14 protein-coding genes are annotated in these 18,775 nt (G+C 72.3%); 6 read left to right on the top strand and 8 right to left on the bottom strand.

The window, feature by feature from the left end; translation table 11 throughout:
- Nucleotides 1-41 precede the first annotated feature (41 nt).
- The 6 genes from Sdi02f_RS05535 to Sdi02f_RS05510 form a co-directional block, all read right to left on the bottom strand.
- Complete coding sequence (locus tag Sdi02f_RS05535; protein WP_053639626.1) at nt 42-1,841, bottom strand: ABC transporter ATP-binding protein; 1,800 nt, start codon at nt 1,839-1,841, stop codon at nt 42-44.
- Nucleotides 1,838-2,896, bottom strand: a complete 1,059-nt coding sequence (locus tag Sdi02f_RS05530) for an iron-siderophore ABC transporter substrate-binding protein (RefSeq protein ID WP_030401295.1) — start codon at nt 2,894-2,896, stop codon at nt 1,838-1,840. The genes Sdi02f_RS05535 and Sdi02f_RS05530 overlap by 4 nt, the downstream gene beginning before the upstream one ends.
- Nucleotides 2,897-2,979: 83 nt before the next feature.
- Nucleotides 2,980-3,843, bottom strand: a complete 864-nt coding sequence (locus tag Sdi02f_RS05525; RefSeq protein ID WP_030401296.1) for an ABC transporter ATP-binding protein — start codon at nt 3,841-3,843, stop codon at nt 2,980-2,982.
- A gap of 38 nt (nt 3,844-3,881) precedes the next feature.
- Nucleotides 3,882-4,973 carry a FecCD family ABC transporter permease gene (locus tag Sdi02f_RS05520; protein ID WP_174843313.1) on the bottom strand — a complete coding sequence of 364 codons (1,092 nt, stop codon included), beginning with the start codon at nt 4,971-4,973 and terminating at the stop codon, nt 3,882-3,884.
- An 11-nt stretch (nt 4,974-4,984) separates the two neighbouring features.
- The gene (locus Sdi02f_RS05515; protein WP_030401298.1) at nt 4,985-6,049 is read right to left on the bottom strand and encodes a FecCD family ABC transporter permease; all 1,065 of its coding nucleotides are present in this window, start codon (nt 6,047-6,049) and stop codon (nt 4,985-4,987) included.
- Nucleotides 6,050-6,060: 11 nt separating this feature from the next.
- Nucleotides 6,061-7,416: a lysine N(6)-hydroxylase/L-ornithine N(5)-oxygenase family protein gene (locus Sdi02f_RS05510; protein WP_030401299.1), complete on the bottom strand. Its 1,356-nt coding sequence runs from the start codon at nt 7,414-7,416 to the stop codon at nt 6,061-6,063.
- A 178-nt stretch (nt 7,417-7,594) separates the two neighbouring features.
- Between Sdi02f_RS05510 and Sdi02f_RS05505 the strand changes: the two genes are divergently transcribed.
- Complete coding sequence (locus Sdi02f_RS05505) at nt 7,595-8,542, top strand: methionyl-tRNA formyltransferase (RefSeq protein WP_030401300.1); 948 nt, start codon at nt 7,595-7,597, stop codon at nt 8,540-8,542.
- Between the two features lie 87 nt (nt 8,543-8,629).
- On the opposite strand, the gene Sdi02f_RS05500 is transcribed toward Sdi02f_RS05505, so the two are convergent.
- Nucleotides 8,630-8,869 (bottom strand): DUF5302 domain-containing protein, encoded by a 240-nt coding sequence (locus Sdi02f_RS05500; protein WP_030401301.1) that lies wholly within the window; start codon nt 8,867-8,869, stop codon nt 8,630-8,632.
- Nucleotides 8,870-8,907: 38 nt separating this feature from the next.
- A complete protein-coding gene (locus Sdi02f_RS05495; protein ID WP_031083998.1) occupies nt 8,908-10,770 on the bottom strand; it encodes a CocE/NonD family hydrolase in 1,863 nt (620 codons plus the stop codon).
- Between the two features lie 263 nt (nt 10,771-11,033).
- Here Sdi02f_RS05495 and Sdi02f_RS05490 point away from each other — a divergent pair, with 263 nt between their 5' ends.
- From Sdi02f_RS05490 to glpK, 5 genes are all read left to right on the top strand, one after another.
- Entirely contained in the window at nt 11,034-11,468 is a 435-nt protein-coding gene (locus tag Sdi02f_RS05490; RefSeq protein WP_108932778.1) for a PGPGW domain-containing protein, read from the top strand.
- A 143-nt stretch (nt 11,469-11,611) separates the two neighbouring features.
- Entirely contained in the window at nt 11,612-12,931 is a 1,320-nt protein-coding gene (locus Sdi02f_RS05485) for a DEAD/DEAH box helicase (protein WP_108932777.1), read from the top strand.
- A 193-nt stretch (nt 12,932-13,124) separates the two neighbouring features.
- Nucleotides 13,125-16,133, top strand: coding sequence for a 3-keto-alpha-glucoside-1,2-lyase-like domain-containing protein (locus Sdi02f_RS05480; RefSeq protein ID WP_108932776.1), 3,009 nt, complete (start codon nt 13,125-13,127; stop codon nt 16,131-16,133).
- Between the two features lie 135 nt (nt 16,134-16,268).
- On the top strand, nt 16,269-17,099 hold the full coding sequence (gene nadE / locus Sdi02f_RS05475; protein ID WP_030401306.1) for an NAD(+) synthase: 831 nt from the start codon (nt 16,269-16,271) through the stop codon (nt 17,097-17,099).
- 143 nt (nt 17,100-17,242) lie between these two features.
- Nucleotides 17,243-18,766, top strand: a complete 1,524-nt coding sequence (gene glpK / locus Sdi02f_RS05470) for a glycerol kinase GlpK (protein ID WP_030401307.1) — start codon at nt 17,243-17,245, stop codon at nt 18,764-18,766.
- Nucleotides 18,767-18,775: the final 9 nt, after the last annotated feature.

Below are 18,775 nucleotides of genomic sequence, written 5' to 3'. Positions count from 1 at the left end.
CAAGGAATGAAGGCAGGCTAGCCTAACTAAGGCATGCCTAACTACCCCGCCCGGCCGCCCTCCCGCCAGGCCCGCCACAGCCGTGCGTAGCGGCCGCCCAGGGCCACCAACTCCTCGTGCGTGCCCTCCTCGACCACCCGTCCGGCGTCCAGGACGGCGATCCGGTCCGCCGCCACCGCCTGGGTCAGGCGGTGCGCCACGAACAGCGTGGTGCGGCCCGCGCAGGCGGCCAGCACGGCCCGTTCCAGCTCGGCGGCGCCCTCGCTGCCGGCCTCCGCGGTCGATTCGTCGAGCACCACCACCGGCGCCCGGCCCAGCACCAGCCGCGCCAGCGCGATCTGCGCGACCTTGGTCCCGTCCAGGCGTTCACCGCCCTCCCCGACCGGGGTGGCCAGTCCGTCGGGCAGGGCCTCGACCCACCCGGCCGCACCGACGGTGCGCAGCGCGTCCAGGAGTTCGGCGTCGGTCGCCTCCGGCGCGGCCAGCCGCAGGTCCTCGGCGAGCGGTCCGGAGAACACGTGGGTCTCCTGGGTCAGGATGCTCACCAGGGCCCGCGCCCCGGCCTCGTCCAGGTCCGCCAGATCGGCCGGCCCGACGCACACCGATCCCGCCTGCGGGGTCCCGATGCCCGCGACCAGCGCGGCCAGGGTGGTCTTGCCCGCGCCCGTCGCCCCCACCAGGGCGAGCGAGCCTCCCGCCGGGATCGTCAGGTCGACGTCCCTGAGGACCGGTTCGGCGGCCCCCGGGTAGGTGAACGTCAGTCCGCGCACCGTCACCGGGTACGGTCCGGCCGACGCCGGGGCGGAGGCGTCGCCCACCAGCCGGTCTGCCGCGTCCTCCCCCAGCACGCCGACCAGGCGGGTCAGGCTCGCGCCGGACTTCTGCGCCTCGTCGAAGGTGAACATGATGGCGCCCAGCGGGGTGAACAGCCGGTGGAACAGCAGCGGGGCCGCCGCCACCTCGCCCAGGGTGGCCGCGTCCGCCTCCAGCAGCGCGTACCCGACCACGATGATGAGGGTGAGTCCGATGAACTCGGCGCGGTTCTCCCGGCCGACGAAGCGGCCGAAGAAACGGAACACCTCGATGCCGAGGTCGCGCACCCGCCAGGACTCCCGGTCGACCCGCTCGCGGAAGGACTCCTCGAGCCGGTAGGCCCGGACCGTGTCGATGCCGTTCAGCCCGCTGATGAGGGCCTGCGCGCGGTCGGCCTGGGCCACCCGCTGTTTGCGGTACAGCGGCGCGGACCTCGGCAGGTACCAGCGCAGCGCCAGCGCGTACGCGGGCAGGGCCCCGGCGCCCGCGAGTCCGAGCCGCCAGTCGAGGCCGAACATGCCGGCCGTGGCGATGGCGACGAGGACGCCCGCGGAGAACACGGTGGGGACGGCCGTGCGGATGCCCGAGGAGATCACGGCGACGTCGTCGCCGACCCGGGACAGCACGTCGCCGCGCCCGACCTGCTCGACGCGTGCGCTGGGCATGCCGAGCACCGCGCGGACGGCGCCCTCCCGCAGCCGGGCGAGCAGATCGGCGCCCAGCCGTCCGACCAGGTAGGTGGACACGGCGGTCGCCGCCGCGCCGAGCAGCGCGGCGGCGACCATCAGGGCCCCGGTCACGACCAGGACCGACTGCGACTCGCCCGCGGCCACCGCGTCGACCACGCGGCCGAGCAGCAGCACCGGGAGCACCTGGAGCGCCGCTCCGGCCACCGTGCCGAGGACCGTGGCGGCGGTCAGCCACGGCACCTCGCGGCAGTGGGCCGCGACCCAGCGGCCGGCCTCGCGGCCGGTCGCGGTGCGCAGGACGGCCGGGGCGGCGGCGACGCGCGTGTCGGTGACGGTCACCCCTGCCCGGCCGCCTTGACGAGTTCGTCGACGGCGTACGGCATGGACAGCAGGGTGCCCTGGGAGATGGCCGCGCCGACCGCCGGGCCCTCGCTGTCCAGCAGGTACGACACCTTGCCGTTCTTGACGGCGTCCAGGTTGGTGAAGAGTTCGAACTTCTTCAGCGCGTCCTGATCGGCCTTGTCGTTGACGACGAAGACGCGGTCGACGTCGACCAGGTCGACGCGCTCGGGCGAGAGCGTGGTGTAGAAGTCACCGCCGGCGACCTTGTCGATCTCGGTCTGGTACGCGAAGCCGATGCCGGTCACGAGCCGTCCGCGTACGTCGGTCGAGGTGAAGGGCGCCACGGAGTCCTTGTACCAGGACAGGACGACCGCGGTCTGGTCCGCGAACTCGGGGTGGGCCTGCTTGGCGGCGTCCAGCTTGCCCTGGATGCCGGCCACCCTCTCCTCGCCCTCCCCGGCCTTGCCGAGCGCCTTGGCGATGTGCAGCGCGTTGTCCTGCCAGGGCGCGCTGAACGGCTCCTTCTCGCCCTTGGTGCGGGCCACCGTGGGCGCGATCCTGGAGAGCTTGTCGTAGGCGGCCCGGTCGATCTCGGAGTAGACCGCGACGATCAGGTCGGGGCGCAGGGCGGCGATCTTCTCGTAGTTGGGCCCGGAGTCGCCGTTCTTCATGACGACCTCGGGCTCGGTGTCGCCCCACTTGTCCTTCACCCAGGGCCACTGGGTGTTGACGTCGGGGCTCTGGCCGGCCGGGTTCGGGTACTGGTCGACCATGCCGACGGGCTTGATGCCGAAGGCCAGGACGGTCTGGTCGTCGGTGTAGCCGACGGTGACGACCCGCTCGGGCGCCTTCTCGACCTTCGTCGTTCCGAACGCGTGCTCCACGGTGACCGGGAAGGCGCCGGCGGCGGCCGGGGTGCCGTCGCCGGCCCGGTCCTTCGCGTCGTCGGAGTCGGAACCGCATCCCGCGAGGAGTCCGACGCCGAGTGCGGCGGCGGACAGGGCCGCCGCGAGTCGTCGCCAGGGCTTCATACGCGTCGTTCTGAGGAGCATCCGGAGATCCCTTTGCTGTCGCGCCGTCCACTGCGCCCGTCCGAGGGCGGGGAGCCCGCCACCCATGTGAGGTTAGCCTATCCTCACCGCGACAACTCCGGTTCCCTTCGGTCGAGTTCGACGTGCGTGCGACCGATCGGCACGATCAGCGGACGGTCCCCGACCGGGTCGTCGATCACCTTGGCCCGCAGCCCGAACGCCTCGTGCAGCAGGTCGGCCGTGATCACGTCGCGCGGGTGCCCCTGGGCCAGGACCGCGCCCTCCCGCATGACGACGAGGTTGTCGCTGTAGCGCGTGGCCAGATTCAGGTCGTGCAGCACCATGACCACGGTGCGCCCGGACTCGTGCAGGTCGTCGACGAGGTCGAGCACGTCGACCGCGTGCGCCAGGTCCAGGTAGGTGGTCGGCTCGTCCAGCAGGAGCAGGTCGGTGCCCTGGGCCAGGGTCATCGAGATCCAGACCCGCTGGCGCTGCCCGCCGGACAGCGAGTCGACCGGGCGGTCCGCGAGGTCGGCCACACCGGTCATGGCCAGCGCGCGTCGTACGACGTCGGCGTCGTCCGACGACCACTGCCGCAGCCAGCTCTGGTGCGGATGGCGGCCCCGGGCGACCAGGTCGGACACCGTCAGTCCCTCGGGCGCCACGGGTGCCTGGGGCAGCAGGCCGAGCTTCTTCGCCACGTCGCGGGTCCTGAGCGCGGCGATGTCCTCGCCGTCCAGCACGACCGTGCCGCCGGTCGGCCTGAGCAGCCGCGACAAGGTGCGCAGCAGGGTCGACTTGCCGCAGCCGTTCGGCCCGATGATGGTGGTGATCACGCCGGGCGGGATCGCCACGTCGAGGCCGTCGATGACGGACCGGGTGCCGTACCCGACGCTGACGCCGCGGGCCGCCAGCCGTGCGGCGCCGTCAACTCCCGTTCCGGTGGCGGTGATGGACTGAACGACCACAGGGCCCCCTCGATTAGGCTCGCCTTACTTTGTACCAGCTATCTGCGGTTCGCCCGCACCAGGAGATGGACGAGGAAGGGTCCGCCGATCGCCGCGGTGACCACGCCGACCGGCAGCGAGACGGGCAGCGCGGTGCGCGCGAGGAGGTCCGAACCGGTCAGCAGCACCGCGCCCACCAGGCCCGAGGCGACCAGCGGCGGCGTCGGACACCGCGCCAGCCGCATCGCCACCTGCGGCGCCACCAGCGCGACGAACGGCACCGGTCCCGCCGCGCTCACCGCCACGCCGGCCAGCAGGACCGCGCACAGCAGCAGCACCGCGCGCACCGCCCCGTACCGGACGCCGAGCCCCGCGGCGACCTCGTCGCCGAAGTGCAGCGGTTTGAACTGGAAGGCGACGCAGGCGACGACGGCCAGCAGGGCGAGCGTGCACCACAGGGCGACGCGGACCTCGTCCCACGACCGGCCGTCCAGGGAGCCGACCAGCCACGCCTGGGCCCGGGCCACGTCCCTGATGTCGGCGGTGACCAGCAGCCAGGTGGTGAGCGCCTGCATCACGGCGTTGACCGAGATGCCGATGAGGATGAGCCGGAAGCCGTCGATGCCCCGGCGCCACGCCATGAAGTACACCAGCAGACCGGTGCCGAGCCCGCCCGCGAGCGCCGCCGCCGACAGGCCCACGGCGTCGGTCACGGCCGTCGCGGCACCGCCCGAGACGGTCACCAGGAACACCGCGACGGCCCCGGCACCACTGGTGATGCCGAGGACGTCCGGGCTGGCCAGCGGGTTGCGGGCGATCGACTGGGTGAGGGCGCCGGAGACGCCGAGCGCGACGCCCACGACGAGCCCGGCGAGGGCACGGGGCATCCGCAGGTCCATGATCACGAACTGGTCGACCTGCTCGCCCCCGCCGAAGACGGTGGCGACGACCCGGGGCAGGGCGATGGGGAAGTCCCCGACGCCGATGGACAGGCAGAACAGCAGGAAGCCCGCCACCGCCAGGAGCAGCGTGACGCCCGCGACCCAGGGCCGCCAGACGAACGACATGCCGCCGAACCGCACCCCGGGCGCCACGGACGCCCGCGCCCGCGCCTTCACGTCCCCTGCCGCTTGCGCCCCGTCCGCCTTCATGTCCGCCCCGTTCACGCGTTCTTGAACTTTCCGCGCCACACCAGGACGGCGAAGAACGGCGCGCCCAGCAGCGAGACGACGACTCCGGCGTCCAGTTCCCCCGGCCGCACGACCAGGCGCCCCACGATGTCGCAGACCAGCAGCACGACGGCCCCGAGCAGACCGGCGTACGGCACCAGCCAGCGGTAGTCCGGGCCGGTGAGGTACCGGGCCACGTGGGCCACCATGAGCCCGAGGAAGGCGATGGGGCCGCAGGCCGCCGTCGCCGCCCCGGCCAGCAGCGTGATGGCGACGACGCCGACGGTGCGGGTCCGCGCGATGTGCACACCGAGCCCCCGCGCGACGTCGTCGCCGAGGTTGAGCAGGTTGACGGACGGCAGCGTCGTCAGCGCCAGCAGCAGCCCGGCGGCGACGAAGACGGACACGGGCCCGATGACGTCGAACCCGACACCGGTCAGCGAGCCCGCGTTCCAGAACCGCAGCGCGTTCAGCGAGGCCTTGTCCGTCAGCGCGACCGCCGTGGTCATCGCGGCGAGGAACACCGTGACGCCCTGTCCGGCCAGCGCGAGCGTCAAGGGGTTGCCCGCGCCCCGGCCGATGCTCGACAGCCCGAAGACGACGGCACCGGCGACCGCCGCACCCGCGAAGCCGAACCAGACGTACTGGAACGGGCTGGTGAACCCGAAGGCGGCGATCCCCGACACCACGGCGAACGAGGCGCCGGAGTTCACCCCCAGCAGCCCCGTGTCGGCGATGGGGTTGCGCGTGTACCCCTGGATCAGGGCCCCGCCGACGCCCAGCGCGACGCCGGCCACGACCGCGAGCACCGTGCGGGGGACCCGCACGGTCTGCACGATGAGCCGGATCTCGGTGAGCCGCTGGTCGGGCTCGGGCGCCGCGAACAGCCCGTGCCAGACCTCGGCGGGACTGAGCGCACGCGCGCCCACGGCCAGCGACGCCGCCGCCGCGACCACGAGGAGCGCCGCGAGCAGGCCCAGTCCGGCAACGCGGCGTCCCCGGGCCCCTGTTGTGCCCCTCGGCGCGGGCGCGGGGCGCTGGACGGCAGTCGTGGTCATGGCGTCGTACACTAACGCGCGCCGGTGCCGGTCCCGTCGGCGACCGTACGGGCCTCGTCGGACGCGGACTTGAGGCCCCGGTCGAGGAGGGATTCGAGGATCTCGCCGACCCGGACGGCGGTGTTGGAGAGCAGCGACGACGTGATGCCGTGGGTGTGCTCGGTGCCGCCCTGGAGGTAGATGCCGCAGCGCAGGGCGGGATCGGTGGCGACGCGGTAGTCCCGCTCGACGCGCACCCTGCCCTCGTCGTCGCGCAGGCAGCGGTCGGCGGCCTCGCCGAGCAGGCCGAGGGGGTCGGCCGGGCCGTAGCCGGTGGCGAGGACCAGGACGTCCGCGTCCAGGGCGGTCTCCTCGCCGGTGACCAGGGAGGTCACGGTGGCGCGCACCCGGTCCGGCGTCTCCTTGACCTCGCTGAGCCGGGAGACGTTGAGGAAGCGCAGCCGCTCGGTGCCGAGGACCTTCTCCCGGTACATCTGCCGGTACAGGTCGTCGATCAGGTCGATGTCCACCACCGAGTAGTTGGTGTTGCCGTGGTAGTCCATCAGCCGGCGCTTGACGCTGCCGGGCGCGGTGAAGTATTCGTCCACCGCCGCCGGGTCGAAGATCCGGTTGGCGAACGCGCTGTCGTCGGCGGGGCTGTAGCCGTAGCGGGCGAAGACCGCGCAGACCTCCGCCCGGGGGAAGCGGCGGTGCAGGTAGGCGACGTTCTCGGCGGCGCTCTGCCCGGCGCCGACGACGATGAACCGGGAAGGCGAGGTGCCTTCCAACGCGTCGACCCGGGAGAGCAGTTCGGAGTTGTGCCAGACCCGCTCGCCGCGCTCCACGCCGTCCGGGACGAGGGGGCGCAGCCCGGTGCCGATGACGAGGTTGCGCGCCCGGTGGATCTCCAGCCCCTCCCCCGAACGGACCGTCACCTCCAGGTGGTCCACGGCTCCGTCCCGCGCGACGGGTGCGACTCCGACGACCTCGTGGCCGTAGGAGACCAGGTCGTCGACCTTGGCCGCGGCCCACTCGAAGTAGTCGTGGAACTCGACCCGCAGCGGGAAGAGGTTCTTGTGGTTGATGAAGTCGATCAGCCGTCCCTTGCTCTGCAAATAGCACAGGAAGCTGTATTCGCTGGCCGGATTCCGCAGGGTCACCAGGTCCTTGAGGAAGGACACCTGCATGGTCGCGTCGTCGATCAGCATGCCGCGGTGCCAGCCGAAGCGTGGTTGCTGCTCGAAGAAGCGGGCGTCGAACGCCTCCTGCCCGCCGGCCCGTGCGTTGTGTTCGCGGATCGCGATCGCCATGGCGACATTGGACGGCCCGAAGCCGATTCCAATGAGGTCGTGGACCAGCGTGGTGTCACCAGGATGAACCTGTGACATGTCACTCCCCTCATGCGCCGGAAACTTAGGTGAGCCTAAGCTAATGAGGTGCGACTGTCGATAGGGCGGCGCGGGGGGCGTTTCCGGCCAACTTGGGTACGACACGGGGGTGTTGCGCACTAAGGTAAGCCTTGCTTAACTGCCCGGGTCCGGTCCCCTGTGTCGAGGAGGAACGCCCATGCGGGTCGTCATGTTCGGTTACCAGACCTGGGGGCACCGCACCCTGCGCGCCCTGCTGGAGTCCGAACACGACGTGGTCCTGGTGGTGACGCATCCCAGAAGCGATCACGCGTACGAGAAGATCTGGAGCGACTCCGTCGCCGACCTCGCCGAGGAGCACGGCGTCCCGGTCCTGATCCGCAACCGGCCGGACGACGACGAGCTGTTCGAGCGCCTCAGGGCCGCCGACCCGGACATCATCGTGGCCAACAACTGGCGCACCTGGATCCCCCCGCGCATCTTCAATCTGCCGCGCCACGGCACGCTCAACGTGCACGACTCCCTGCTGCCGAAGTACGCCGGGTTCTCCCCGCTGATCTGGGCGCTGATCAACGGCGAGCCGGAGGTGGGCGTCACCGCGCACATGATGAACGACGAGCTGGACGCCGGCGACATCGTCCGGCAGGAGGCCGTGCCGGTGGGCCCCACCGACACCGCCACCGACCTGTTCCACAAGACCGTGGACCTCATCGCCCCGGTCACCGTCGGCGCCCTCGGACTCATCGCTGCCGGGCAGACGGAGTTCACCAAACAGGACCGCTCCCGGGCGAGTTTCTTCCACAAGCGGTCCGAGGAGGACATCCGCATCGACTGGAACTGGCCCGCCGAGGACCTGGAGCGCCTGGTCCGGGCCCAGTCGGAGCCCTACCCCAGCGCCTTCACCTTCCACCGGGGCAGGCGGCTCGAAGTCCTCGCCGCCGTGGTCTCCGAGGGGCGCTACGGCGGTACGCCCGGCCGGATCTTCTACCGCGAGGGCGAGGGCGTGGTGATCGTCGCCGGGGCCGACGCCCGCCGGGGACGCAACCACGGCCTCGCCCTCACGCGCGTACGCACGGAGGACGGGCGGGAGCTGGCCGCGACGGAGTACTTCACCTCCATGGGCGGCTATCTGACCGCACGCCCCTGAACTCCCCCGGCGCGCAGGGGAGACGGGCGGGGCCCGGCCGTGCTGCCACGGCCGGGCCCCGCGCGGCGCGCTCGTGCGTGCGCGGCCTCAGCCGCTCTTGCGCCGGAACGAGCGCTGACTGGCGGCGGGACCGTGCGCGCCGCGGATCTTCGCCGTGTCGGCATGCGCGGCCTGGGCCGCGGCCTCCGCCTGTTTGCCGCGCTTGCGCTCCAGGGCCTGGCGGAACTTGTCCTTCAGGTCGTACTGACCGTCGGCGTCGGGCGTCAGGGCGGAGCCCTCCTCCTGTGCCGGTTCCGAACCTGCCTGCGCTGAAGACTCTTCCGTCATGACGACCTCCTGGGCTCGGACAACAGGAGCACAGCTTGTCACGCCCGGCCGCCCGGAACCACCGAGAATGTGCCGGGGCCGGCCGGCAGGTCCACCGTGTACTGGCGCAGGTACGTGTCCAGGTACGGCGACCGGTCGCCGGGGGTGGCGACGTCGTCGGCCGGGTCGTCCAGGGCGAGCCGCAGCTGGGCGCCCCTGACCTGGACGGTCTCGCCGGACGGCGTGTCGCGCCAGGAGCCGGTCTGGATGGACCCGATCTCCACGGCGAGGACGTGCCCGGCGGCGAGGGTCCAGTCGGTCGCCTTCAGATCGACGCTCATCCGGCCGGACTTCACCAGGGAGACCTGCTCGTCGAACATGACGGCGGTGCCGTCGGGGGCGACGTCGTACAGCTTGAGCATGACGTTGCCCTCGCCGCGGGCGGTCAGGGACACCTGCGGGGTGCCGGTGACGCGGGTGTCCTCGCGCAGCGGCTTCGACCAGACGAAGAAGCTGGAGGCGACCTCACCGGCGTGCTGACGCCTCGCCAGTTCCGCGGCCAGCCCGGCCGGGGCCGGCTGCTCGGTGGCGGGCGCGTTCTCCATGTCCCACTTCCCGGCCGGCTGCGGCGCCTTCGGAGCCGGGCGGCCGGACGCGGTCAGCGCCGCGCGGGCGGAGGCGCCGCCGTCGTCCACGTAGGAGCCGCCGCCGAGCGGGACGGTGACCGACCGCTCGGTGACCGGCCAGGTGCGCTGGGCCCGCCAGGCACCGGTGGAGTCCTCGACGGCGTAGGCCGGGTAGCGCACCGTCGGCCTGATGCCCTTCAGGTACTGGTCGTAGAAGGAGAGGGTCTCCTCGTACCAGCCCTCGCGGCCCATGGCCAGGCGTCCGTCCCCGACGCGGTCGCCGCCGCGCACGTGGTCCCACTGGCCGAGCCAGCCGCGCTCGGGGCCCCGGTGGTTGTCGAGGTACTCCTGCATCTCCTCGGGCTTGGTGTTGTTCTCGATGAAGCCCTGCGTCACGAAGAGCGGGGTGTCGCTCCCCTTGGCCATCCTCGCCAGGTCGCGTGAGGTCCAGTGCTCGTCCCGCTGGTCGGATATCCGGTAGCCGGCCGAGTTCTCCGTCAGGCACTCCGGGTGGCTGTCCTCGTAGCGGGCCGCGGCCTGGTACTCGGGGTCGTCGTCCGCCATCGGGGGCATCGTGGCGATGGAGTTGTAGGCACCGGCGGTGCCGGTCACGTTCGGGCGGGGCACGCCGTTGGAGTAGATGTACTGGTACATGTCCCACACGGGTTCCTGGGCGACGACGGCCTTGAGCGCGCGCTGGTCCAGGTTGTTGCCGATGAGGCCCGTGACGGCGTCGTACGACTTGCCGTACATGCCCACGGCGCCGGTGGACCACGGCTGCTTCGCGGCCCAGTCGATCGCGGCCTTCACGTCGGCCTGCTCGCCCGGTCCGCCCCAGTCCAGGCAGCCGGTGGAGCCGCCGAAGCCGCGCAGGTCCACCATGACGAAGGCGTAGCCCCGGTCGAACAGGTCGGTGCCCTCGATGAAGTCCTGGAACCGGGCGGAGGGGCCGGTGCGGGTCCAGCCCTCGGGTCCGGTCTGGCCCGCGTGGGCGAAGTAGGGGCCGATCGACAGGATGACCGGCACCTTCTCCTTGCGCCCGAGTCCCTCGGGGAGCAGGACGTCGGCGTGGAGGCGGGTGCCGGAGCGGTCGGAGGACGGGAAGTAGTGCTGGGTCCAGACCGAGCCCTCGGGGACGCGGTCGTTCTCCTCGTGCGTGACGGGTCCGGTCCCGGTGGTGGCCGGCCCGGCCTCCGTCTCGCCGGCCGCGACGGCGGGACCGCCGAGTCCGGCGGTCAGGGCGAGGGCGGCGACGAGCGCCGAAGCGGTCCGGACGACCGCGCGACGGGGTCTCACATGCTCCTCCTTGAACGGCGGGTGCAGGTGGTACGGGTGGTGCAGGTCTAGCAGCCAAGTCCGCGCGCGTCGATGGGGCGTGCCTGCAACTGCCCGCCCGACAGCGGGCATTGGGGACAGGACGGGACGGACCGGCCCGCCCGCGCGGCGCGGGGCGCCGGTCGGCGGCTCGTCGCCGAAATCGCCCGTGCGCCGATCGCTGCCTAAGGTGGGGCGGGCCGACGGAACCGGAGGTCTTCGCGACCGCAGGAGAGTGGGGCGCCATGGCGCTGGGTGTCGACTCGATCCGGCGGACCGCCCTGGGCGTGCTCGGGGCCGTCCTGCTGCTGGTCGGCGTCGCGCTGCTGGTGCTGCCCGGTCCGGGCCTGCTGCTCGTCTTCGCCGGGGTGGCGCTGCTCGCGCGGGCCGTTCCCGCCCTGGACCGGTTCGTCGCCCCGGTCCGCGTCCGGGCGATGCGTGCGGCGCAGGAGAGCGTCTCCTCCGGATGGCGGACCGCCGGTTCGGTGCTGGTGGGGCTGTGCCTCCTCACCGCCGGGGTGGTGTGGGGCCTCGTTCCCGAGGTGCCGTACTCCGGCTGGGCCGCGGGGGCGAGCCTGATCGTCTCCGGCCTGGTGCTGTTCGCCCTGCTCGTGTGGAGCCGACGCCGTGTCCTGGCGGCCCGGCGCGACTCACCGCCGGATGCGGGACGGGCGGGCTGAGCCGGCGGGAGGGCGCTTCGCGCACCCGGCCGGGGGCGGCGCGTCCGCGGGTAGGATGGGCCCACGCTTTGAGGCGCCCGGGTCCGTACCGAGGGGTACGGACCCGGGCGCGTTTCCGGGCGCCTGATCAGAAAGGTCCCCCCATGAACGCGCAGCCGACCCCTTCCTTCGACGCCCTCGGGCTGCCGCCGGCGCTGGTGGAGACGATGACCGGCCTCGGGGTGAGGGAACCCTTCCCGATCCAGGCGGCGACCCTGCCCGACGCGCTGGCCGGGCGGGACGTGCTGGGCCGGGCACGCACCGGATCGGGCAAGACACTGGCCTTCGGGCTCGCCCTGCTCGCCAGGACCGCCGGCCGGCGCGCGGACGCGAGGCGTCCGCTCGCCCTCGTCCTGGTGTCGACCCGGGAACTGGCCCAGCAGGTGAGCGACGCGCTGACGCCGTACGCGCGGGCGCTGGACCTGCGCCTGACGACGGTCGTGGGCGGGCTGTCGGTCAACCGGCAGGCCCAGGCGCTGCGCGACGGCGCCGAGGTGGTGGTCGCGACGCCCGGACGCCTGGCCGATCTGGTGGCCCGCCGGGACTGCCGGCTGGACCAGGTGCGGATCACGGTGCTGGACGAGGCGGACCAGATGTGCGACATGGGGTTCCTGCCCCAGGTCTCCGGCATCCTCGACCAGGTGCCCTCCGACGGGCAGCGGCTGCTGTTCTCGGCCACCCTCGACCACGACGTCGACCAGCTGGTGCGGGAGCGCCTCCACGACCCGGTGCTCGCGTCGGTCGATCCGGCGTCGGCCTCGGTGACGGCGATGGAGCACCACGTGCTGGTGGTCCACCCCGCCGACAAGTACGCGACCGCGACCGAGATCGCCGCCCGCGAGGGCCGGGTGCTGATGTTCCTCGACACCAGGGCCGGGGTCGACCGCTTCACCCGGCATCTGCGCGCCGCCGGGGTGCGTGCGGGCGCCCTGCACAGCGGGAAGTCGCAGCCGCAGCGCACCCACACCCTCGCGAGGTTCGCTGAGGGCGAGGTCTCCGTGCTGGTGGCCACCGACGTCGCGGCGCGGGGCATCCACGTCGACGACCTCGATCTCGTCGTCAACGTCGACCCGCCGGCCGGTGCCAAGGAGTACCTGCACCGCGGCGGGCGCACGGCGCGCGCCGGCCGGGCGGGGACGGTGGTCACGCTCGTCACCCCCGAGGAGCGGCGCGACCTGAACCGGACGACGTCCGAGGCCGGGATCCGGCCGACGGTGACGCCGGTGCGCTCGGGGGAGCAGAAGCTGACGGACCTCACCGGCGCCAGGCGCCCGCCGTCGGGGTCCGGCAAGGAGGGCGGCAACGCGCCGTTCCGCGGGATGGGCACCCGCCCGGGCCGCCCCGCGAAGGGATCGCGCAAGGCCGCCGAGGCGCGCAAGGCCGCGGAGGCCCGCGCGGCGGCCCGGGTGCGCCGGGGCCGCTGACCGCGGGCGTCCGGCTCCGGCCGTGCGTCAGGAGCAGGGGCCCTCCCCGGCGCCCGGGAACTTTGAACACACCGATGACAAAGTATGGACATGTCAAGCGGAAGTCTCCTACCTTGGCGGCGGAACAACCGTCACACCGCACAAGACCGGAGCGATTTCCGGCACGGTCCGGTCCCCACCTTTCGGAGGACCAATGCGCCAACGGCTGTTATCGCGTGCCCGAAGACACCTCATCCTCCTGCTGACGTCGGCCGTCGCGGTCGGCGGTGCCTGGACCGCCCCGGCGTCCTCGGCGGCCCCGGCCGGCCTCCCGCCGCAGGAACCCGGCGTCACGCTGCGCGTGTTCGACGTGCAGACGCCCCTGAACGAGCTGTGCACCCTCAAACCGGGCCAGACCCCCAACCACGACAAGCTGATGCCGACGGTCGACTGGTCCACCACCGACGACTTCGGCGGCATCGCCGACAACTTCGTCTCCGAGGCGTCCGGTCACCTGATCGCCCCCCGGGCCGGCACCTATGTGTTCCGGCTGGTCAGCGACGACGGCTCCCGGCTGACCCTCGACGGCTCCACGGTGATCGACCACGACGGGCTGCACGGTGCGGAGCCCAAGGACGGCACGGTCGAGCTCACCGCGGGGGCGCACGCGCTGCGCATCGAGCACTTCGACCGCGGCGGCGGCCAGCAGTTGCAGCTCTCCTGGATGCCGCCGGGCGAGAGCGCGTTCACCGTCGTCCCCACCGAGGCGCTGAGCACCGACGCCGGGGTCGTCCGGGTGACGGCACCGGGCCGCAAGGAGTGCGAGGCCGGGCGCGACTCCCCCGGCGACGGTCTGCCGCTGACCTCCGTACGCCCCGACCTCGACCTCACCGACCTGCGCCCCGACGGTTTCGAACCGCAGGTCACCGGCATGGACTGGCTGCCCGACGGCCGCCTGGCGATCAGCACCTGGGGCGGCACCGACAACGTTGCCGGAGAGGTGTACCTCCTGGACCACGTCACCGGTGACACCAGCCGCGACAAGGTGACGGTCGAGAAGGTGGCGAGCGGGCTGCGCGAGCCCATGGGCATCAGGTACGTGGACGGCTCGCTCTACGTCTCCCAGAAGCACGAGCTGACCCGACTGGTCGACAGCGACGGCGACGACGTGACCGACGAGTACCGCACGGTCGCCACCTGGCCCTACGGCGGCAACTTCCACGAGTTCGCCTTCGGTCTGCTCTACCGCGACGGCTTCTTCTACGTGAACCTCTCCGTCGCCATCGACTTCGGCGGCGCGACCACCGTCCCGCAGCCCGCGCCGAACCGCGGGACGACGTACAGGATCAGCAAGAAGACGGGGAAGATCAGCCCGGTCGCGGGCGGGCTGCGCACCCCGAACGGCATCGGCTGGGGGCCGGGCGGCGACCTGTTCGCCACCGACAACCAGGGCGGCTGGCTGCCCGCCTCGAAGCTGGTCCAGATCAAGCAGGACCGCTTCTTCAACCACTACACCGAACCCGCCGGCCCCTTCGAGGGCTCCCCGGTCACCCGGCCGGTGGTGTGGCTGCCGCAGAACGAGATCGGCAACTCGCCCTCCACCCCGCTGTACCTGACCAAGGGCACCTTCGCCGGCCAGATGCTGATCGGCGACGTCACCTACGGCGGCCTGCAGCGCGCCTACCTCGAAAAGGTGAAGGGCCAGTACCAGGGCGCCGTCTTCCGCTACACGCAGGGCCTGGAGGCGGGCGTCAACCGGGTCTCCCTCGGCCCCGACGGCGCGATCTACACCGGCGGTCTGGGGGCCGACGGGAACTGGGGCCAGGAGGGCAAGCTGAAGTTCGGCCTGCAAAAGCTCACGCCGAACGGCGGCAACACCTTCGACGTGCAGAAGATGCGGGCCGTGCCGGGCGGCTTCGACCTGACGTACACCCAGCCGGTGTCCGAGGAGACGGCCGCCGCTCTCGCGGCCGCCTACGAGGCCGAGCAGTGGCGCTACACACCCACCTCCGCCTACGGCGGCCCGAAGATCGCCGAGGAGAGGCTGGCCGTGCGGTCCGCGACGCTCTCGCAGGACGGCCGCACCGTCCGGCTGCGACTGGACGGCCTGAAGCCCGACCGCGTGGTGCACGTGCGCTCCCCCCGCCCGTTCACCTCCGCCTCCGGCGAGACGCTGTGGAGCACGGAGGCCTGGTACACGCTCAACGAGATGCCCGGCAAGCAGCCGCCGCCGGCCACTTCGTACGAGGCCGAGGAGGCGCGACTGACCGGGACGGCGGGCATCAACACCGACCACACCGGCTACTCCGGCAGCGGTTTCGTCGACCGTTACGCCACCGAGGGCAAGGCCACCACGACCTTCGACGTGGCCGTCCCGAAGCCGGGCACCTACGACGTCGGCCTGCGCTACTCCAACGGCCCGAACCCCTTCCAGGGCACCAAGTCGCTCTCCCTGTACGCCAATGGGGAGAAGGTGCGCCAAACCCTGCTCCCCTCCACCGGGGACTGGGACACCTGGTCCACCCGGACCGAGAGGGTGAAGCTGCGCGCGGGGCACAACACGGTCGCCTACCGGTACGACCCCGGCGACACCGGACACGTCAACCTCGACCTGATCACCGTGCACCCGCACGGCGCCGAGGTCACCCTGTTCGACGGCACCGCCGCCTCGCAGGAGCAGTGGCAGCACACGGACGGACGGCCGGTGGCGTGGCCGCTCGCCGCGGAGAGGTCGATGGAGGTGTGCTGCGGCGACATCCGCACCAAGGACGCCTACCAGGACTTCAGGCTCCACGTGGAGTTCCGCGTGCCCCTGCTGCCGGACGACGTGACGGGGCAGGACCGCGGCAACAGCGGCATCTACCTCCAGGACCGCTACGAGCTGCAGATCCTCGACTCCTACGGCGACACCACCCCCGGCACGGACGAGGCCGGGGCGATCTATCTGAAGAAGGCGCCCGACCTCAACGCGGCGACGGCCCCGGAGACCTGGCAGACGTACGACGTCGTCTTCCGTGCCGCCCGCTTCGACGAGAAGGGTGCCAAGACCGCCGACGCGCGGGTGACGGTGGTGTGGAACGGAAGGACGGTCCACGACGACGTCGCCCTCGACGGGCCCACCGCGGCGGGCCGGGCGGAGACGCCTGCCGCCGGTGCGATCCGGCTCCAGGACCACGGCAACAAGGTCCGGTTCCGCGACATCCGGATAGAACCGCTCGGGTGACCCGGGGCGGTGCGGGACGGTCCTGAACGCCGCCCCGCACCGCCCGTCCACGGATCGGGCGGGCAGGCCGGTGCCGCGGGTGCCTCTGGGTAGGCTGAAAAGGGAAACCCCCTGCCCGTCGAACAAGGAGCGGAATTGAGCGAGCCGGCGTCCATCGCCCTGCAGAAGGAGATCGCCCGGGAGCTGGAGGTCGCGGAGACCTTCGACGCCGAACGGGAGATCGAGCGCCGAGTGGCCTTCCTCGCCGAGCGCCTGACCTCCACCGGGCTGCGTGCCCTCGTGCTCGGCATCAGCGGCGGTGTCGACTCGACCACCGCGGGCCGCCTGTGCCAGCTCGCCGTGGAGCGGGCCCGCGCCGCGGGCCACGAGGCCCGTTTCTACGCGATGCGGCTGCCGCACGGGGTCCAGGCGGACGAGCACGACGCCCAGCGGGCGCTGTCCTTCATCCGGCCCGACGAGGTGCTGACCGTGGACGTCAAGCCCGCCAGCGACGCGTCGCTGGCCGCCCTGCTCGCGGCCGACGTGGCCTTCCGCGACGCCGGCCACCAGGACTTCGTGCTCGGCAACATCAAGGCCCGGCAGCGCATGATCGCCCAGTACGCCGTGGCCGGTGCGCACGGCGGCCTGGTCGTCGGCACCGACCACGCGGCCGAGGCGGTCTCCGGCTTCTTCACCAAGTTCGGCGACGGCGCCGCCGACGTCGTGCCGCTGACGGGCCTCACCAAGCGCCGGGTGCGCGCCGTCGCGGACGTGCTGGGTGCCCCCGCCGAGCTGGTGCGGAAGGTGCCGACGGCCGATCTGGAGACCCTCGACCCCGGCAAGGCCGACGAGGACGCCCTCGGAGTCACCTACGACGAGATCGACGACTTCCTGGAGGGCAAGCCCGTGAAGGAGGAGACCTTCCGGACGATCGTCACGCGCTACCGGCAGACCGACCACAAGCGCCGCCTGCCGATCGCCCCCTGACCTCGCGCCGGTGGCGGCCCACGCCGCCACCGGCGGCCACGGCGGCAAGCATGCCCATTATGTGCGGTTTGCCGGAAGCCGTCTTAGTCTGGCCGAGGGGTGCCCGAACCAGGACCCACACCGGCCGGAGAGGCGGAGCGGACATGGCGGACTTCATCGGCGCGGTGGATCAGGGGACCACCAGCACCCGGTTCATGATCTTCGACCACGGGGGCAACGAGGTCGCGAAGCACCAACTGGAGCACGAGCAGATCCTTCCGCGCTCCGGATGGGTGGAGCACGACCCGGTGGAGATCTGGGAGCGCACCAACTCGGTGATGCAGAACGCCCTGCGCAACGGCGGCCTGTCGGGGACGGACCTGGCGGCCATCGGCATCACCAACCAGCGCGAGACCACCGTGGTCTGGGACCCGCGCACGGGCCGCCCCTACTACAACGCCATCGTCTGGCAGGACACCCGCACCGACGCCATCGCGGCGAACCTGGAGCGCACCGGCCGGGGCGACGTCATCCGCCGCAAGGCCGGGCTGCCGCCCGCGACGTACTTCTCCGGCGGGAAGATCCAGTGGATCCTGGAGAACGTCGACGGTGTCCGTGAGGCGGCCGAGCAGGGCAACGCGGTCTTCGGCAACACGGACGCCTGGGTCCTGTGGAACCTGACCGGCGGTCCCGAGGGCGGCATCCACGCCACCGACGTGACCAACGCCAGCCGCACCATGCTCATGGACCTGGAGACGCTCGACTGGGACGACGAGCTGCTCGGCTTCTTCGGCATCCCGCGCAGCATGCTGCCCACCATCAACCCCTCCTCGCACCCGGAGGCGTACGGCACGACCCGGACCTCCCGCCCGCTGCGCGCCGCCGTCCCCATCACCGGGGTCCTGGGCGACCAGCACGCGGCCACCGTCGGCCAGGTCTGCTTCTCCCCCGGCGAGGCCAAGAACACCTACGGCACCGGCAACTTCCTGGTCCTCAACACCGGCACCGAACTGGTCCGCTCCCAGCACGGCCTCCTGACCACCGTGGCCTACCAGTTCGGCGACAACCCGCCGGTCTACGCGCTGGAGGGCTCCATCGCGGTGACCGGGTCCGCCGTGCAGTGGCTGCGCGACCAGATGAAGATCATCAAGACGGCGGCCGAGAGCGAGGAACTCGCCCGCACGGTCGAGGACAGCGGCGGCATGTACTTCGTCCCCGCCTTCTCCGGCCTGTTCGCGCCGTACTGGCGCTCCGACGCCCGGGGCGCGATCGTCGGCCTCGCCCGGTACAACGACAACGCGCACCTGGCCCGGGCGACGCTGGAGTCGATCTGCTACCAGAGCCGTGACGTGGTCGAGGCCATGGAGCAGGACTCCTCGGTCCACCTGGACGTGCTCCGCGTCGACGGCGGGGTGACCGCCAACGACCTGTGCATGCAGATCCAGGCCGACGTCCTGGGCGTCCCGGTCAGCCGCCCCGTCGTCGCGGAGACCACCGCGCTGGGCGCCGCCTACGCGGCGGGGCTCGCCACGGGCTTCTGGCGGGACACCGACGAACTGCGCACCCACTGGAGCGAGTCCAGGCGCTGGGAGCCGCAGTGGTCCGAGGAGCAGCGGGCGCAGGGGTACGCCGGCTGGAAGATGGCGGTGGAGCGCACGCTGGACTGGGTCAAGGTCCCCGAGAGCTGATCCCGAAAC

The organism is Streptomyces ardesiacus, assembly GCF_003112575.1.
Lineage (GTDB): Bacteria > Actinomycetota > Actinomycetes > Streptomycetales > Streptomycetaceae > Streptomyces > Streptomyces ardesiacus.
The sequence above is the reverse complement of the archived record's forward strand: the minus strand, read 5'-3'. Positions and strand labels throughout refer to the sequence as shown.

Coding starts and splice junctions, on each gene's coding strand:
- Sdi02f_RS05530 (WP_030401295.1), bottom strand. CDS start 2,896: ATGCTCCTCAGAACGACGCGTATGAAGCCCTGGCGACGACTCGCGGCG.
- Sdi02f_RS05520 (WP_174843313.1), bottom strand. CDS start 4,973: ATGAAGGCGGACGGGGCGCAAGCGGCAGGGGACGTGAAGGCGCGGGCG.
- Sdi02f_RS05515 (WP_030401298.1), bottom strand. CDS start 6,049: ATGACCACGACTGCCGTCCAGCGCCCCGCGCCCGCGCCGAGGGGCACA.
- Sdi02f_RS05510 (WP_030401299.1), bottom strand. CDS start 7,416: ATGTCACAGGTTCATCCTGGTGACACCACGCTGGTCCACGACCTCATT.
- Sdi02f_RS05505 (WP_030401300.1), top strand. CDS start 7,595: ATGCGGGTCGTCATGTTCGGTTACCAGACCTGGGGGCACCGCACCCTG.
- Sdi02f_RS05500 (WP_030401301.1), bottom strand. CDS start 8,869: ATGACGGAAGAGTCTTCAGCGCAGGCAGGTTCGGAACCGGCACAGGAG.
- Sdi02f_RS05490 (WP_108932778.1), top strand. CDS start 11,034: ATGGCGCTGGGTGTCGACTCGATCCGGCGGACCGCCCTGGGCGTGCTC.
- Sdi02f_RS05485 (WP_108932777.1), top strand. CDS start 11,612: ATGAACGCGCAGCCGACCCCTTCCTTCGACGCCCTCGGGCTGCCGCCG.
- Sdi02f_RS05480 (WP_108932776.1), top strand. CDS start 13,125: ATGCGCCAACGGCTGTTATCGCGTGCCCGAAGACACCTCATCCTCCTG.
- glpK (WP_030401307.1), top strand. CDS start 17,243: ATGGCGGACTTCATCGGCGCGGTGGATCAGGGGACCACCAGCACCCGG.